General features: G+C 73.4%; 17 protein-coding genes and 1 tRNA gene. 10 read left to right on the plus strand and 8 right to left on the minus strand.

Translation table 11 applies throughout. The features are described 5' to 3' along the window. Positions 1-15: 15 nt before the first annotated feature. The 5 genes from moaC (at position 16) to ACIBEA_RS24365 (ending at position 3,144) form a co-directional block, all read left to right on the plus strand. A complete protein-coding gene (moaC, locus tag ACIBEA_RS24345) occupies positions 16-495 on the plus strand; it encodes a cyclic pyranopterin monophosphate synthase MoaC (protein ID WP_399264247.1) in 480 nt (159 codons plus the stop codon). A gap of 134 nt (positions 496-629) precedes the next feature. Beyond that, positions 630-1,118, plus strand: a complete 489-nt coding sequence (locus ACIBEA_RS24350) for a molybdenum cofactor biosynthesis protein B (protein ID WP_399264416.1) — start codon at positions 630-632, stop codon at positions 1,116-1,118. 17 nt (positions 1,119-1,135) lie between these two features. After that, the gene (locus ACIBEA_RS24355; RefSeq protein ID WP_399264249.1) at positions 1,136-1,747 is read left to right on the plus strand and encodes a GNAT family N-acetyltransferase; all 612 of its coding nucleotides are present in this window, start codon (positions 1,136-1,138) and stop codon (positions 1,745-1,747) included. Positions 1,748-1,942: 195 nt separating this feature from the next. Beyond that, the gene (gene glpR / locus ACIBEA_RS24360; RefSeq protein ID WP_399264251.1) at positions 1,943-3,004 is read left to right on the plus strand and encodes a gephyrin-like molybdotransferase receptor GlpR; all 1,062 of its coding nucleotides are present in this window, start codon (positions 1,943-1,945) and stop codon (positions 3,002-3,004) included. Between the two features lie 66 nt (positions 3,005-3,070). Then, positions 3,071-3,144, plus strand: a tRNA-Ala gene (locus ACIBEA_RS24365). Positions 3,145-3,177: 33 nt separating this feature from the next. Here ACIBEA_RS24365 and ACIBEA_RS24370 read toward each other — a convergent pair. The 5 genes from ACIBEA_RS24370 to ACIBEA_RS24390 all read right to left on the minus strand — a co-directional run bounded on the left by ACIBEA_RS24370 (position 3,178) and on the right by ACIBEA_RS24390 (position 8,494). Further along, positions 3,178-3,891: a Fic family protein gene (locus ACIBEA_RS24370; protein ID WP_399264253.1), complete on the minus strand. Its 714-nt coding sequence runs from the start codon at positions 3,889-3,891 to the stop codon at positions 3,178-3,180. Next, on the minus strand, positions 3,888-4,562 hold the full coding sequence (locus ACIBEA_RS24375; RefSeq protein WP_399264255.1) for a hypothetical protein: 675 nt from the start codon (positions 4,560-4,562) through the stop codon (positions 3,888-3,890). The genes ACIBEA_RS24370 and ACIBEA_RS24375 overlap by 4 nt, the downstream gene beginning before the upstream one ends. Positions 4,563-4,721: 159 nt before the next feature. Next, complete coding sequence (locus ACIBEA_RS24380; protein ID WP_399264257.1) at positions 4,722-6,347, minus strand: serine/threonine-protein kinase; 1,626 nt, start codon at positions 6,345-6,347, stop codon at positions 4,722-4,724. 48 nt (positions 6,348-6,395) lie between these two features. Next, a complete protein-coding gene (locus tag ACIBEA_RS24385; RefSeq protein WP_399264259.1) occupies positions 6,396-7,580 on the minus strand; it encodes a cytochrome P450 in 1,185 nt (394 codons plus the stop codon). A 44-nt stretch (positions 7,581-7,624) separates the two neighbouring features. Continuing rightward, positions 7,625-8,494, minus strand: a complete 870-nt coding sequence (locus ACIBEA_RS24390; protein ID WP_399264261.1) for a YwqG family protein — start codon at positions 8,492-8,494, stop codon at positions 7,625-7,627. A 66-nt stretch (positions 8,495-8,560) separates the two neighbouring features. On the opposite strand from ACIBEA_RS24390, the gene ACIBEA_RS24395 reads away from it, so the two are divergent. Then, entirely contained in the window at positions 8,561-9,937 is a 1,377-nt protein-coding gene (locus ACIBEA_RS24395; protein ID WP_399264418.1) for a CoA transferase, read from the plus strand. A 134-nt stretch (positions 9,938-10,071) separates the two neighbouring features. On the opposite strand, the gene ACIBEA_RS24400 is transcribed toward ACIBEA_RS24395, so the two are convergent. Beyond that, positions 10,072-10,569, minus strand: coding sequence for a GNAT family N-acetyltransferase (locus ACIBEA_RS24400; protein WP_399264263.1), 498 nt, complete (start codon positions 10,567-10,569; stop codon positions 10,072-10,074). 84 nt (positions 10,570-10,653) lie between these two features. On the opposite strand from ACIBEA_RS24400, the gene ACIBEA_RS24405 reads away from it, so the two are divergent. Then, positions 10,654-11,463, plus strand: a complete 810-nt coding sequence (locus tag ACIBEA_RS24405; RefSeq protein ID WP_399264265.1) for an exodeoxyribonuclease III — start codon at positions 10,654-10,656, stop codon at positions 11,461-11,463. On the opposite strand, the gene ACIBEA_RS24410 is transcribed toward ACIBEA_RS24405, so the two are convergent. Then, complete coding sequence (locus tag ACIBEA_RS24410) at positions 11,439-12,104, minus strand: MerR family transcriptional regulator (protein ID WP_399264420.1); 666 nt, start codon at positions 12,102-12,104, stop codon at positions 11,439-11,441. The two genes, ACIBEA_RS24405 and ACIBEA_RS24410, sit on opposite strands and share 25 nt — an antisense overlap. Before the next feature lie 291 nt (positions 12,105-12,395). On the opposite strand from ACIBEA_RS24410, the gene ACIBEA_RS24415 reads away from it, so the two are divergent. From ACIBEA_RS24415 to ACIBEA_RS24425, 3 genes are read left to right on the plus strand one after another with little or no spacing between them, the layout of a single operon-like run. Next, positions 12,396-13,967, plus strand: coding sequence for a flavin-containing monooxygenase (locus ACIBEA_RS24415; protein ID WP_399264422.1), 1,572 nt, complete (start codon positions 12,396-12,398; stop codon positions 13,965-13,967). Further along, complete coding sequence (locus ACIBEA_RS24420) at positions 13,964-14,935, plus strand: alpha/beta fold hydrolase (protein ID WP_399264267.1); 972 nt, start codon at positions 13,964-13,966, stop codon at positions 14,933-14,935. The genes ACIBEA_RS24415 and ACIBEA_RS24420 overlap by 4 nt, the downstream gene beginning before the upstream one ends. Beyond that, complete coding sequence (locus ACIBEA_RS24425; RefSeq protein ID WP_399264269.1) at positions 14,932-15,816, plus strand: SDR family oxidoreductase; 885 nt, start codon at positions 14,932-14,934, stop codon at positions 15,814-15,816. The genes ACIBEA_RS24420 and ACIBEA_RS24425 overlap by 4 nt, the downstream gene beginning before the upstream one ends. A gap of 123 nt (positions 15,817-15,939) precedes the next feature. Here ACIBEA_RS24425 and ACIBEA_RS24430 read toward each other — a convergent pair whose 3' ends face one another. Beyond that, a complete protein-coding gene (locus ACIBEA_RS24430; protein ID WP_399264271.1) occupies positions 15,940-16,125 on the minus strand; it encodes a hypothetical protein in 186 nt (61 codons plus the stop codon). Position 16,126: the final 1 nt, after the last annotated feature.

The raw sequence follows: 16,126 nt of genomic DNA on the forward strand, positions 1-16,126 counted from the left end.
GAGCAGCACGCACTTATGAGCACGCAGAGCAGGCTGACGCACATCGACGAGGCCGGCGCGGCCCGGATGGTCGACGTGTCGGAGAAGGACGTCACGACGCGGACGGCCCGTGCCAGCGGCCGGGTGCTCGTCTCGCCCCGGGTGATCGAACTGCTGCGGGGCGAGGGCGTACCCAAGGGCGACGCCCTCGCCACCGCGCGGATCGCCGGGATCATGGGTGCCAAGCGCACACCGGACCTGATCCCGCTGTGCCACCCCCTCGCCGTCTCGGGCGTCAAGGTCGACCTGTCGGTGACGGACGACGCCGTGGAGATCCTGGCCACCGTCAGGACGACCGACCGCACGGGCGTCGAGATGGAGGCGCTGACCGCCGTCGCGGTCGCCGGACTCACCGTGATCGACATGGTCAAGGCCGTCGACAAGGGCGCGGTCATCACCGACGTCCGGGTGGAGGAGAAGACCGGCGGCAAGTCCGGCGACTGGAACCGCGCGTGAACCCCCCGCGCGGCGGCGAGGTCCACGGCCACCGTCACGGCGACGACCACGGCGACGACCAGGGTCATGGCGACGACCAGGGTCACGGCGACGGGCCCGTCGGATCCGCCGCGTCGCAGAGCACGTCCGCGCCGCTGCGCGCACTGGTCGTCACCGCCTCCAACCGTGCCTCGCGGGGCGTGTACGCCGACAAGGGCGGCCCGCTGCTCGCGGACGCCCTCGCCCGGCTCGGCTTCGTGGTGGACGGCCCGCGCGTGGTGCCCGACGGCGACCCCGTCGAACAGGCGCTGCGCGAGGGCGTGGCCGCCGGGTACGACGTCATCCTCACCACCGGCGGGACCGGGATCTCGCCCACCGACCGGACCCCGGACGCCACCGCGCGGGTGCTGGACCACGAGATCCCCGGCATCCCGCAGGCGATCCGCGCCGAGGGCCTGGCGAAGGTGCCGACCGCGGCCCTGTCCCGGGGCCTGGCGGGCGTCGCCGGGCACACGCTGATCGTCAACCTGCCGGGTTCGACCGGCGGCGTACGGGACGGCCTGAGCGTCCTGGACCGCATCCTGCTCCACGCCGTCGACCAGATCCGGGGCGGCGACCATCCCAGACCCGGGAGCCCGAGCTGAACGGACCCACCTGGCCGGTGGTGCTGGCGGACGGCGATGTCACGCTCCGGCCGATAAAAGTCCGTGACCAGCGTGCCTGGCGCGAGGTGAACCGGCGCAACCGCGACTGGCTGCGGCCGTGGGAGGCGACCATTCCGCCGGCCGCGCCCTGGGGCCCGGCCGTGCAGCGGCCGACGTACCGCCAGATGGTCCGCCACCTGCGGGCCGAGGCGAACGCGGGCCGGATGCTGCCCTTCGTCATCGAGTACCAGGGCCGCCTGGTAGGGCAGCTGACGGTCGCCGGCATCACCTGGGGCTCCATGTGCGCGGGCCACGTCGGCTACTGGGTGGACCGTGACGTGGCCGGGCGGGGCGTGATGCCGACGGCGGTGGCGCTGGCGGTGGACCACTGCTTCCGCCAGGTCGGGCTGCACCGCATCGAGGTGTGCATCCGGCCCGAGAACGGGCCGAGCCGGCGGGTCGTGGAGAAGCTGGGCTTCCGCGAGGAGGGCATGCGTCCGCGCTACCTGCACATCGACGGTGCCTGGCGGGACCACCTGGTCTTCGCGCTGACGGCGGAGGAGATGCGGGACGGATTGCTGAACCGCTGGCACCGCGAACGCCACGGGCACGCTCCGCCGCAGAAATAGCGCCGGCGCCGGGCGGTCAATGGTCGCCATTGGCAACCAGGACCCGATTGTTCGAATAAAGGTTCGAATATCCGGCGGAGTATCCATAACCTGATCCGAAGAATCACAAAAAAAGTCCGTGATATCAGCCGGATCGTGCGACACACCGGTCCAATTGGCGGATGCCTCCGGCCGTACCCCTCTACGGTGTGGGGTGTGAGCAGCAGCGGCCTCATCTACGCAGTCATCGTGGGGGCCTGGGCCGCCTACTTGGTGCCCATGTGGCTCCGGAGGCAGGACGAGCTGAACGAAGCCCGTCCGACGGAACGCTTCTCCACCGCCATCCGGCTGCTTTCCGGCCGGGCGGGAATGGAGCGCCGTTACGCCAAGGGGCTGCGTGAGCGCGGTGACGAGGAGGCGGAAGCCCAGCACCACGCGGACCCGGACGCCGCGACGGAGAAAGTGAATTCCGTCGACGCCGACGCCCGGGTCAATGCCGTGCCCAGAACCAGGGCGGAACCGCGGGGCGCGAGTGCCGAACGGGCGGACCGCGCCGAGCGCGCCCGGCGCGAACAGCGCCTCCAGGTCCTCGCCCGGCGCCGGCGCACCACCGCGATGCTCTTCCTCGTCTTCACCTTCGGCGCGGTCGTCGCCGCCGTCGGCGGGCTGCGCTACCTCTGGGCCCCGGCGGTCCCCGCGATCCTGCTGAGCGCGTACATCGTGCACCTGCGGGTGCAGGAGCGGCGGCGGTTCGTCTTCACCATGGACCGGCGCCGCGCCGAGAGCGCCGCCCGGCGGCTGCGCGAGAACCGCCCCCGGCGCCGCGAACCCGAGGCCGCCGCGGGCTCCGAACCGGACCCCGCGCCACCGGTCTCCCCGCAGGAGGCCGGCCGGCGCGCCCTGGTCGAGCAGACCGACCACGCGGAGTGGGTGGACCAGCAGCGCGAGCGTGAGCGGGGCCCGGCGCGCGGCGACAGTTGGGAGCCGGTCCCGGTCCCGCTGCCGACGTACGTGACGGCTCCCGTGGCCCCCCGGGCCACCGGACCGGCGTCCTCGGACGCCTGGAGCTCCTCCCGCTCCAGCGCGGCGGAGCCGACGGAACCCCGCCTGCGCGCCCAGCAGCCGCACCAGCAGGCGGCGCCGCACGCGGCCGTCCCGGACCCGCGCGCGGACCAGCGGGCGACCCCGCCGACCCCGCGCCGCAGCCGCGACCGCGGCCGCACTCCGCTCTTCGACCAGTACGAGGGCGACGACCGCCCGCGCGCCGCGAACGAGTGACGTGACCTGCGGGACAACGGATTTCCGTGCACCCCGGATGGGGTGCTAATGTTTCACACGTCGCAAGGGCCTGTGGCGCAGTCTGGTAGCGCACCTCGTTCGCATCGAGGGGGTCTGGGGTTCAAATCCCCACAGGTCCACAAACGACAGTTCACGGGTTGCTCCCGAGAACGTCATGAGATCCCGTCCGGTCGAAAGACCGGGCGGGATCTCTGCGTTTGGGGGGCGGGGCCGTGGTGCCCCCCGTTGGACGCGCGGCGCTCCGCCGTGGTGAGCAGGATCCCCAGCAGTACCGCCAGATCAGCCGATCCTTCGGCGTCGTCGGCCCAGCGGGTGACGTGCAGCGGGTGCACTTGATCGAGGGCGACGTCCTCGCGGGCGAGGACGAAGGCCAGCGCCAGCATGGCCGCGCGGGCGTTGCCGTCCTCGAACGGATGGAAGAAGAGGACGTCGAGATAGGTGCGGGCGGCGCGCGCGGGGAGGGACAGGCCCGCTTGCGTGCTCTCGGACAGGCAGTGTGCGAACCGCACTTGCGTATCGGGTGCCAAACCGTAGCGCTCCCGGCCGCCCTTCGCGAAGGCCGGCGTCGTGCGGAACCCCGGGGTGGTTCGGCGAAGGACCGTCCGCTGCCAGTTCGCCATGAGGGCGAAGCTCAGCGACTCTCCCCGTGCCGCGTCGGCGCGAGCCAGGTCGAGGGCGGTCAGGACCCGCTCGGTCCCTTCGGGGTCGCGGCTGCCGCGCGTGGTGGTGAAGAAGTCCCGGAAGCCGTCGCGCGCCGGTGCTCCCGCGTCGGGGCGCGTGCTGCTCCAGGACGGCCAGGAGATCCGCGTGCGAACGCGCAGCCAGTCGGCGAGGGCGTCCTGTTGGTGGCCGGCGCCGGACGTCACCGCTTTTCGTCCGTGGTCCGGGCGAACCGCGAACTCACCGCATCGACCACGACGACGTCCGGTGAGCTCCAGCTACCGAACCGGCCGCTGATCGAGGCGTCCACGATGTCACGGGCGCGCTCCTCGTCGATGCCGCTGTAGGCGAGGAACCATCCGAGGACCTGCTTGCAGTGGCCGTACCAGGCGCTCTCGGCCCGCGTCCGATCGGCCACCACGGTCACCAGCCGCGTGCACGCCCGTTCCCAGTACCAGGGATCGACATCGCAGGACGCGTCGGAGCGCGACGGCGGCGCCAAGGCGGAGAAGCGCTCCGCCAGATCCTCGATCCAGTCACGCCATTCGAGCAGCGCCGCGACGGCCAACGGGGCAGTCGCGTCCGGCGTCGTCACGGTGTGGCCGGCACAACACCACGCGTCGACGACCCCGCCATCGACGTCGCCCTCACCCACCGACCAATTCCAGCCGCAGGCCCAGCGGCCGTACCGGCTCGCCATGAGCTCGGTGACGGGGTCCATCGCGCGGAACCGGCGCTCTTCGACGACCTCGGGGCTGGGCACCAAGGGCGCGACGAGACGGGCCAGTTCCTCCGCCGCATCGTCGTCCAGTGCGAACGGATGCCGCAAGGGATCCACTTCTGCCCAGGTCAGGGTGCATGGCCACAGTTCGTTCACCACGTCACTCTGCCCTTCACCCGTATGAACTCCAACCGGTTTGCCGTGGGCGGCGACAACGGTCCCGCCGATGCGCGTCGCTGCAACGCACAACACCGAGTTCCGTGACGAGTCCGTCGAGCACCCCGGCGAGATCGTTGGTGAAGGCGACGAGATCAGTCAGTTCGGTTTGCGGCACACGTAGGTGCCCGCGTAGCCGGTGCTCGGGGCGACGTGGGCCTTGACGGACAGGACCAGCGGGTCCGAGCCGGACGGACAGAGGATCGGGAGGTTGATGTCCGACGTGGACAGCGGGCCGGTGAGGACCTCGTACTGGCTCGCGGCGGACCAGCAGGGGACCTTCACCCAGGGGTGGCCGGAGCGTGTCGCCGGCGCTCCTTCTTCCGTCTTTCGGCGGGTGTCGGCGAAGAGGCAGTCGCCGCGCTGCGGGGACGCGACCGGATCGTTCAGGTAGTGGCTGACCCAGCCGGAGAAGTCGGCGCTGGTCGTGTACTGCAGGACGGCGAGGGCCAGCGCCAAGAGGACGATGTAGACGGCCTTGTCGGTGGGCCTTGCCCGTGACGTCGATGGGCGCGGCGCGGGTGGGTCGTGGAGTTCGGCCTTCGCCTTCGGGGTGCCGGCGGTGGGCGGGCGGGGCTTCGGGCGGGCGGGGGCGTCAGGGATGCCGTCACTGGTCAGGTGCAGGGCGCCGGCCTCGCTGCGGACGGTGATGTGGACGGGGTGGCCGGCGCGCGGGCGGACCACGCAGGAGGTGGCGGCCAGGCCGGTGGCCCGCACCCGCAGGGTCCGGGCGGAGAAGGGTTCGATGGTGTGGCTGGCCGTCTGTGCGCCGGCTATCTCGCCGAGGCCGGTCACGCCGAGGTCGGCCTGGACGGGGACGGGGCAGGCGTTGGTGATGTCGAGCGTCACCCGGTCGCTCCGGGGCCCGAAGTCCTCCGTGGGCGGCGGCTCCGGTCGCTCGCGCGTCCCGTCGTCTTCGAGCAGGGCCAGGGCCGCGGCGATGGTCGGGCGGGCCTCCGGGGTCTTTGCCAGGAGGGCGGCGATCAGCGGGGTCAGGGGGCCCGCGTGGTGCATCGGCGGGTACGGGTCGTAGCGGACCGCGTGGGCCGAGGCCAGTGGGGAGTCGCGTAGGAACGGGGAGACGCCCTCCACCGCCTCGTACAGCGTCACTCCCAGCGAGAACAGGTCGCTGCTCGCCCGGCCCGGCTGGCCCGCGGCGCGCTCCGGGGCGAGGTAAGGGGCGGAGCCGATGACCGCTCCGGTCGAGGTGAGCCCGGTGCCCGTCTCGGGAGCGGCGATGCCGAAGTCGGCGAGGAGGACCTGGCCGCCCGTGGTGATCATGACGTTCGCCGGTTTGACATCGCGGTGCACGATGTCCTGTTCGTGCGCGGCGGCGAGCGCGCGCAGGAGCGAGACGGCCAACGACTTGGCCTCGGGGACGGCCAACCGGGCTCCCTGTAAGCGCTGCTGGAGGGTGCCGCCGGAGACGAGCTGCATCACGATCCACGGGACGCCGTGCTCGACGACGACGTCGTGCACCGTGACGATGTTCGGATGGTCGCGCAGCCGGGCGGCGTTGAAGGCCTCCAGCTCGGCGCGCCGCAGGGCCGTGGCCCGTTGCTCGGGGGACATGGGACCGGTGAGCCAGAGTTCCTTGACCGCCACCTCCACCTGGAGGCGGAGGTCCGACGACTTCCAGACGCGGCCCATGCCGCCCGAGGCGATCGGCGCGACCAGTTGGTAGCGACCGCCGACGACGTCCCCGGCCCGTGTCTCCCGTGTCACTTTGCCTGCCCCCGCTCGGCGTTCGTGTGCCGGGAGTATAGGCGGGGGCTAGGGGGTGCGGTACGTCACCGGGAGTTCGAGCAGGCCGCGGGCGCGGGTGGACGGGCGCCACCGGGGGTGCTGGGCGGCCAGGCGCAGCTCGGGGAAGCGGTCGAGGAGGGCGGCCAGGGCGATCTCGGTCTCGGCGCGCGCGAGGGGGGCGCCCAGGCAGTAGTGGATGCCGTGCCCCAGGGCCAGGTGGCCGGAGGTGTCCCGGTCGATGTCGAGCAGGTCGGGGCGGTCGAAGCGGGCGGGGTCGCGGTTGGCGGCGGCCAGGGACAGCAGGACCGTCTCGCCCGCGGGGACGGTGGTGCCTCCGATGGACACGTCGGTGGTCGGGAAGCGGCGGATCGCGACGAGCGCCGGCCCCTCGTGGCGCGCGAGTTCCTCCACGGCCGCCGGGAGCTTCGAGGGGTCCCGGCGCAGCCGTGCCAGCTGCTCGGGGTGGCTCAGGAGGGAGTGGACGGCATTGCCGATGAGCTGGACGGTGTTCTCGTAGCCCGCGATGAGGATGAGGAAGGCGAGCGAGACCAACTCGTCCTCGCTCAGCCGGTCCCCGTCGGTGTCCCGGACGGCGATCAGGTCGGACAGCAGGTCGTCGGCGGGGTGGCGGCGCTTGTGCGCGACGAGTTCGACGAAGAAGGACAGCATCGCCCCCACCGCCTCCTTGGCGGCTCCGGGGCGGGCGGGGTCCGGGGCGACGAGCGCGTCCGTCCAGGCGCGGAAGTCCGTGCGCTGCTCCTCGGGCACGCCGAGCAGTTCGCAGATGACGGTGATCGGCAGCGGCGCCGCGTAGGCCGGGATCAGATCCGCGGTGCCGTGCGGGCCGAGGGCGTCGAGGAGGCGGTCGGCGGTCCGGCGGACGGGGGCCCGTAGTTCCGCGACCCGGCGTGGGCCGAAGGCCCGGCCCACGAGCCCCCGCAGGCGGGCGTGGTCGGGCGGATCCATGTTCAGCAGGTTGGCGTCGAGGGCGGGCGGCAGCGAGAAGCCCTGGTAACCGCCTCCCGTGGAGCTCTTCTTGTCGAGGGAGAGCCGCGGATCCGCGAGCGCCGCGCGCACGTCGTCGTAGCGCGTGACCAGCCAGACGGGTCTGCCACCGGGCCCGGGACCGGGAACGCGGTGCACCGGGGCCGCTTCGCGCAGGTGCCGGTTGGTGGCGTGCGGATCGTCGACGGACTCGCCCTGAAGGTTCATGCGACCCACCCTAGGCGGGCCCGGTCACGTCGAGGGGCGGGAGGTCAGCCGCACTGCCAGGTGAAGGCGGCACGGTCGAAGCGGCGGGCGGCGAGGTCTTCGGGGCGGATCATCCAGTACAGGGCGCCGCAGTCGCCCCACATCATGTCGGCGGAGTCCTCACTGTCGAACTGGGCCAGCAGCACCCAGCGCTCGACCTCGTCGGGCATCCGCTCGTCGTCCCAGGCGGCGCCGTCGCCCAGGGCGGCGTGGGCGACCTCCATTTCCACCGGGTTCTGCACGGCGTGCGCGTGGCCGCCGATCTGGTGGCCGACGTCGCCGTCGAAGTCCCAGATCGCGTCCAGGAACGGCTCCTTGCACACCGGGTGGTCGTACGCCTCGCCGAAGGCGGCCCGCGGGGCGAACGCCCGCTGGGTCCTGGGGTGCCAGGGTTCGGTGGCGGTCATCGTCGGACGGGCCGTCAGGTTTACGACGGGGTACGCGCTCAGCCCGGGCGGGGCCGGGCGCTCCACGGCATCGGCGTCGGCGGCGACGTGGAGCACGCGGGCGCCCGCCTGGCTCTCCGGGTCGTCGGCCAGGACCAGGGCGTCGCCGTCGTCCACCTGGCCGTCGAAGTAGAAGAACAGCAGGGTCCCGTCGGCGGGGAGCGCGATGTCGAGGCCGTCGGCGGGCAGCGCCGCGCAGTCGACCGAGGCGACGAAGGACAGCGGTCCGTGCCCCTCCCAGGTCGGCCACTCGACGCCGGCCGGGAGCGGCGGCAGTCCGCCGAGCCGGCCGATGACGGCGTCGCCCGTACCGACCGCCGCTTCGAGCCGCACCCCGGGGCGCAACAGCTCCATCCACCGCTCGGCCGCGTCGGCGGGGAGGTGCTGCTGGGCGAGGTCGCGGAAGGCCGCGGTGGTTCCGTGCGTCATGGTCCGATCATGCCGGAGGCCACTGACAGCGGGGCGGGGGCCGTCGTCCGGGCCCAGAATGGGCGGATGGCGAGCAGTGGGAACGGCGGGGGCGGGGACCGGGCAACCGCCGGTGCGTGGGCGGCACTCGGGGGAGCGGAGGGGTTGGCCGAGCGGGTCGGCTACCGCGGGACGGGGCCGCTGGGCGGCGGGCGGCTGCCGGTGCGGGAGCTGGCGCGGGCCACCGTGGGGGTGTGTTCGCTGGCCGCCGCGGAACTGGCCGCCGTACGGGCGGGGCGCGGCGTGGACGACGTGGCGCCGCTGGTGGTGGACGAGGGGGCGGTGGGCACGGCGTTCGTCAGCGAGCGGCACCTGCGGGTGTGGGGTCGGGCCACGGTGTCCTTCGCGCCGCTGTCCGGCTTCTGGCGGGCCGCGGACGGGTGGGTGCGGACGCACGCGAACTATCCGCACCACCGGGAGGCGCTGGTCGGCGCGTTGGGGCTGGCCGCGGGGACGCCGGAGGAACTGCGCGCGGCGGTGGCCGGGCGGGGCGCGGTCGAGGTGCAGGAGACGGTGTACGCGGCGGGCGGGCTGGCCGTCGCGGTGGCGCCGGAGTACGGGGCACCCTTGCCGTTGGTGGAGCGCTGGGACGGTGACGTGCGCGGGCGGCGGCTCGGGCCGGGCGCGCTCGCGGCCTCGGGGGTGCGGGTGCTCGACCTGACGCGGGTCATCGCCGGTCCCGTGGCCACGCGGACGCTGGGCCTGCTCGGGGCGGACGTCCTGCGGATCGACTCGCCGCGGCTGGCGGAGGCGCAGGACGCGTACGCGGACACCGGCTTCGGGAAGCGGTCCGCGCTGCTGGACCTGGCGGCGGCGGGGGACCGGGAGGTCTTCGAGCGGCTGCTGGCGGAGGCGGACGTGGTGGTGACCGGGTACCGGCCGGGGGCGCTGGAGCGGTACGGGCTCTCGGCCGACGAGCTGATGGAGCGGCGCCCGGGGGTGGTGGTGGCCCAGCTGTGCGCGTGGGGGTGGAGCGGGGACGGTCCGTGGGCCGGGCGGCGGGGGTTCGACTCGCTGGTGCAGGCCGGGTACGGGATCGCGGCGCGCGAGGCGGGGTCCGACGGGGTGCCGGGGGTGCTGCCGGCGCAGGCGCTGGACCACGGGACGGGGTACCTCGTGGCGGCGGGGGTGTTGCGGGCGCTGGCGGACGGGGGCGGGCGGGTGTTGCGGTACTCGTTGGCGGGGACGGGGTCGTGGTTGGTACGGGGGGTTCCCGTGGGGGCGGGTCCCCTGCGGGGGGCGGGGGAGGTGGGGGTGTACGACGCGGGGGCTTGGCTGCGGGAATCCGGTTCGGGGTACGGGGGGCTGCGGCATGCGGTGTCGCCGGTTGTCGGGGGGCCCGGGGGTGGGTGGTCCCGGGGGCCGTCCCGGTGGGGTAGTGACGGGGCGGTGTGGGTGGGGTGAGGGTGGCCGGTGGGCCGGTGGCCCTCGGGGCTCCGCCCCGGACCCCGCGCCTCAAACTCCCCCAGCTACCGCTGGGAGGTGCCTCCGGGCGGGGCTGGGTTTGGCTCGGCGGGGGTGGATCGGGTCCGGTGGGGTCAGGGGGTCAGCGGCTTGGTCATGCAGCGGCTGGAGTCGTAGGTGCGGTAGTGGCCGAACTTGGTGGGGGCCGGGGTGTAGCCCTCCGAGGCGTAGAGGGCGATGGCTTCCGGCTGCTGGTCGCCCGTTTCCAGGACCATGCGGACGCGGCCCGCGGTGCGGGCGTCCGATTCGAGCCTGGCCAGGATGCGGCGGGCCAGGCCGAGGCCGCGGGCTTCGGGTATGACGTACATCCGCTTCAGCTCGGCGTCGCCGTCCGCGTAGCCCTCCTCGTTCTCGTCCATGGCGCGCCAGCCGCCGCTCGCGACGGGGGCGCCCTGGGCGTCGTAGGCGAGGAGGTAGAGGCCGTTCGGCGGGGCGAACATGGCCGGGTCGAGGGGCGTGACGTCGCCGTCGCCCTCGTAGCGCGCCTGGTATTCGAGCTGGACCTGGTCGTTGAGCTTGACCGCGTCCGGGTGGTCGTACGGCACGGCGCGGAGCTGGATCCCGTGAGGCATTCGGACATCGTACGGCCGTCGCCCGCGGGGGTACGCTGGGGAGCGTTTTGTTGTCGTGGGGGCGCGATGTTGTGGAGCTGAGCCTTGATCACTGTGACGTCCGTGAACGTGAACGGCATCCGCGCCGCCGCCAAGAAGGGGTTCGGGGCGTGGCTCGCCGGATCCGGCGCCGACGTGGTCTGCCTCCAGGAGGTCAGGGCCGAGGAGGGCCAGATTCCGGAAGAGGTGCGCCGGCCCGAGGGATGGCACACCGTCTTCGCGCCGGCCGCCGCGAAGGGGCGGGCGGGGGTCGCGCTGTACACGCGGCGCGCGCCCGAGCGCGTACAGGTCGGCTTCGGGAGCGATGAGTTCGACGCCGCCGGGCGGTACCTGGAGATCGACCTCCCCGGGGTGACCGTCGCCAGCCTCTACCTGCCGTCGGGCGAGGCCGGGACCGAGAAGCAGGACGAGAAGTACCGCTTCATGGCGGAGTTCCACACCTACCTCGTCGCGCTCAAGGAGCGCGCCGCCGCCGAGGGGCGCGAGGTGCTGGTCTGCGGGGACTGGAACATCTGCCACCGCGAGGCCGACCTGAAGAACTGGAAGACCAACCGGAAGAACGCGGGCTTCCTCCCCGAGGAGCGCGAATGGCTCGGGGAGGTCTACGACCGGGCCGGATACGTGGACGTGGTGCGCGCGCTGCAGCCCGAGGGCGAGGGGCCGTACTCCTGGTGGTCCTACCGCGGGCGGGCCTTCGACAATGACGCGGGCTGGCGGATCGACCTGCACGTGGCCACGCCGGGACTGGCCGAGCGGGCCGTCAAGGCGTTCGTCGAGCGCGCCGAGACCCACCCCGAGCGGTGGTCGGACCACGCCCCCGTGACCGTCGTCTACGAGCTGGGCGCGCTGGGCTGAGCCGCGGGGGCCCGCGCCCCCCGGCGCTCCCGGGCCGCCATCAGGCGGTCCATGGCCATCGTCAGCTCCGCCTCGACCACGCTCTTGGCGAGCGGGCGCAGGCGCTCCGCGGCCCCCTCGGGCAGGTGGGCCTCCATCAGCTCGGTGAACAGCACGGCCAGGTCGTCCGCGTGGGCGCGCACCCGGCGGCCCGTCTCCAGCACGGCGGCCAGCGGGATGCCCTCGCGGACCAGGGCCGAGGACACGTCGAGCAGGTTGCGGCTGACGTGGACGATCTCGTCCCCGTCGGTGGCGAGGTAGCCGAGGTCGAGGGAGGCCGCCAGGTTCTCCGGGGTGACCTCGCCCTCGAAGTAGTCGGCCAGCGCCTGCGGGGTGAGGCGGACCGGGGTCTCCTGGGACCAGCCCATGCCGAGCAGTTCGCCGAGCTGGCCGACGTCGCGGCCGTTCTCGAAGGCCGCCGTCAGCTCGGCGATGCCGCCGAGGGTGTGGCCGCGCTCCAGCAGGGCGGCGATGGTGCGCAGCCGGGCCAGGTGGTGGTCGTCGTACCAGGCGATGCGGCCCTCGCGGCGCGGCGGCGGGAGGAGCTTGCGCTCGCGGTAGAAGCGCAGGGTGCGCACGGTGATGCCGGCCGCCTCGGCCAGTTCCTCCGTGCGGTACTCGCGCGCCGGCTCCGTACGCTCCGCCGGGTCGCCGGAGTCCGCCGGGTCCGCCCGGTCCGTCGGGTCGGCCGCCGGGTCGGCCGCCGGGTCTGCCTCTCGCGCCTCTTTGTCCGCCACAGGCGCACCCTAAGGCGTACCGACGGTAACTTTCCCTTCGCGCCCCCTACCCATGAGTACGGAGCTGCTCTACGCTCCAACCGTGCCAGTGATTGCTGGCGCGATTGTGGGGTGCAGGCTGTGAGTGAAGCGGAAGCGGAAGCGGAGGCGGCGGGCATGGGCGGACACGCGGATGAGCGTGAGCACGTACGGGTGGCGGTGGTCGGGTCCGGTTTCGGCGGGCTCGGAGCGGCCGTCCGGCTCCGGCGCGAGGGGGTCACGGACTTCGTGGTCCTGGAGCGCGCGGACTCGGTGGGCGGGACCTGGCGCGACAACGAGTACCCGGGGTGCGCCTGCGACGTGCCCTCGCACCTCTACTCCTTCTCCTTCGCCCCCAACCCCGACTGGCCGCGCACCTTCTCCGGTCAGCCGCACATCCGGGCCTACCTGGAGCACGTCGCCGACACCTTCGGCCTGCGCCCGCACCTCCGGCTGAACACCGAGGTCGAGATGATGCGCTGGGACGCCGAGGCGCTGCGGTGGGAGATCGAGACCTCGAAGGGTGATTTCACCGCCGACGTGGTGGTCTCCGCGACCGGACCGCTCTCCGACCCGAAGACGCCGGAGGTGCCGGGGCTCGCCGGCTTCCCCGGCAAGGTCTTCCACTCCGCGCGCTGGGACCACGACTACGACCTGCGCGGCAAGCGCGTCGCGATGATCGGGACCGGGGCCTCGGCCATCCAGATCGTGCCCGCCATCGCGCCCGACGTGGAGCGCCTCACCCTCTTCCAGCGCACCCCGCCGTGGGTGATGCCGCGCACGGACCGCGCCATCAGCGCCGGGGAGCGCTGGCTGCACCGCCAGCTGCCCTTCACCCGCGCCGCGCGCCGCGGCCTGCTGTGGGGCATCCGCGAGCTCCAGGTCGGCGCCTTCACCAAGCACCCGAACCGGCTCGGCCTGATCGAATCCCTGGCCAAGGCCAATATGGCCCGTTCCATCAAGGACCCGGCGCTGCGCGCCAAGCTGACGCCGTCGTACCGCATCGGCTGCAAGCGGATCCTGTTGTCGAGCGAGTACTACCCGGCGCTGGCCCGGCCGAACGTGGACCTGGTGGCCTCGGGGCTCAAGGAGATCCGCGGCTCGGTACTGGTCGCGGCCGACGGCACGGAGACCGAGGTCGACGCGATCGTCTTCGGTACGGGCTTCCACGTCACGGACATGCCGATCGCGGACCGCGTGGTCGGCGTCGAGGGCAGGACGCTGGCGGAGGAGTGGAAGGACGGGATGCAGTCGCTGCGCGGGGCGACCGCGGCGGGCTTCCCGAACTGGATGACGATCATCGGGCCGAACACCGGGCTCGGCAACAGCTCGATGATCCTGATGATCGAGTCGCAGCTGAACTACCTCGCCGACTACGTCCGTCAGCTCGGCCTCCTCACGCCGGGCGGCCGCGGCGGCGCGGGCGGGCGCACCGCACTCGCCGCGCGCCCCTCCGCCGTGCACGCCTGGAACCGGCGCGTGCAGGAGCGGATGAAGCGGACCGTGTGGAACACCGGTGGCTGCACCAGCTGGTACCTCGACGCGAACGGGCGCAACACCACCGTGTGGCCCGGGACGACGGGCGAGTTCCGGCGCGAGACGCGGCGGGTGGACCTCGCCGAGTACGAGGTGCTGCGCGGCCGGGACACGGGCGCCGGGTCCGCCGCCGCGGACCCGGTCCCCGTCGGCGCCGAAGAGGGCGCCGCGTGAGCGCCCGGCGCACGCCCCACGTCACCACCGGGCCGTACGCGCCCCCGGCGGCGCGGCGCACCCTGGAGGTCGTCTCCGCCGACGGCTCCCGACTGCACGTCGAGGTGCACGGCGAGGAGGGCGCCCCCGCCGTGGTCCTGGCCCACGGTTGGACCTGCTCCACCGCCTTCTGGGCCGCGCAGGTCCGCGACCTGGCTGCCACCCACCGGGTGATCGCCTACGACCAGCGGGGCCACGGCCGCAGCCCGGCCGCCCGGGCCTACGGCACGGGGGCGCTCGCCGACGACCTGGTCGCCGTCCTCGCGGCCACCTTGGCCCCCGGGGAGCGCGCGGTGGTCGCCGGGCACTCGATGGGCGGGATGACGGTCATGGCCGCCGCCGGTCGGCCGGAATTCGACGAGCGGGTCGCCGCCGCGCTGCTGTGCAGCACGGGCAGCTCCCGGCTGGTCGAGGAGGCCTTGGTGGTGCCGCTGCGCGCCGGGCGCACCCGGACCCGGATGACCGGCGCGGTCCTCGGCTCGCGCGCCCCCTTGGGTCCGGTCACGCCGGTGGCCCGGAAGGTGCTCAAGTACGCCACGATGGGCCCCGGTTCGGCGCCGGACCGGGTCGAGGCGTGCGCCCGCATCGTGCACGGCTGTCCTACCGGGGTGCGGCACGGGTGGTCGCAGGTGCTCCACGGGCTGGATCTGGACGACCGGCTCGCGCACCTCACCGTGCCGACCGCGGTCATCGGTGGCACGGCCGACCGGCTCACCCCTGTGGTGCACGCCCGTGGGCTGGCCGCCGCGCTGCCGCACTGCGTCGGGCTCACCGAGCTGACCGGCATGGGCCACATGACCCCGATCGAAGCCCCCGAGGCGGTCACGCGAGTCATCCGGGAACTGGCCGCGCACTACCTCGGGCCGGACCCCGGTGCGATCCCGAGCACGACCCCGCGCACGAAGGACACGAAGGAGAAGACGCCGTGAGCGAGTCCAGGAGTCTGGAAGGCCAGGTCGCCGTCGTCACCGGCGCCGCCCGCGGTGTCGGCGAGCTGTTGGCCCGCAAGCTGTCCGCGCGCGGGGCCCGGGTCGCGCTGGTGGGCCTGGAGCCGGATGCCCTCAAGGAGGTGGCCGACCGGCTGCACACCGACAGCGACCACTGGTACGCCGACGTCACCGACCACGAGGCGATGGCCCGGGTGGCCCAGGAGGTCAAGCAGCGTTTCGGCAAGGTGGACATCGTCGTCGCCAACGCCGGGGTGGCGGCGGGCGGTCCGTTCACCGACTCCGACCCGGACGCCTGGCGCCGGGTGATCGAGGTCAACCTGATCGGCGGGGCCGTCACGGCCCGGGCGTTCCTGCCGGTGCTGATGGAGAGCCGGGGGTACTTCCTCCAGATCGCCTCGCTCGCCGCGATCACCCCCGCCCCGATGATGACGGCGTACTGCGCCTCCAAGTCCGGGGTGGAGGCCTTCGCGCACTGCCTGCGCGCCGAGGTCGGCTACAAGGGCGTCAAGGTGGGCGTCGGCTACCTGTCCTGGACCGACACCGACATGGTGCGCGGGGCCGACAGGGACGAGGTCATGCGGGAGCTGCGCCAGCGGCTGCCGTGGCCGTCGAACCGCACGTACCCGCTCGGGCCCGCCGTGGACCGGATCGTCGCCGGCATCGAGCGGCGCTCGGCGCACGTGTACGCGCAGTGGTGGCTGCGGGGGATGCAGGGCGTGCGCGGCTACCTGCCGGGGCTGATCGCCTCGGTCGGACAGCGCGAGATGAAGCGGTTCGAGCCGCGGCTGGCCAGTGTGTCGCGGGGGCTGGTGGGCGCGGGCGGAGCCGCGGACGAACAGGAACGCGCCAAGCACCTCTGATGCGGATGCGGGAGGGGCACGACCCGTGGACGGTCGGGTCGCGCCCCTCAGCCGGTGATTGCCGTGCTCAGCTCGCTGTGCTCAGTGCTCAGTGCTCAGTGCGCCGTGCTCAGCTCGCCGTGTTCATCGCTCGGAGGCTTCTTCGTAGGGCTGGTCGAAGGCCGTGCGTGCCCGCTCCTTCGCCCGCTCGGATATCTGTGCCGCCCGCTGGGAGCCTTCGCCCTGTTGCTCCTGCTGCTCCTGCGCGGCTGCCCCGGCCCGCTCGGCCAGCTCCTTCGCCTTGTCCTGGAACTGCTCTCTGATTCCCATG

This window comes from Streptomyces sp. NPDC051555, assembly GCF_044454405.1.
GTDB lineage: Bacteria > Actinomycetota > Actinomycetes > Streptomycetales > Streptomycetaceae > Streptomyces.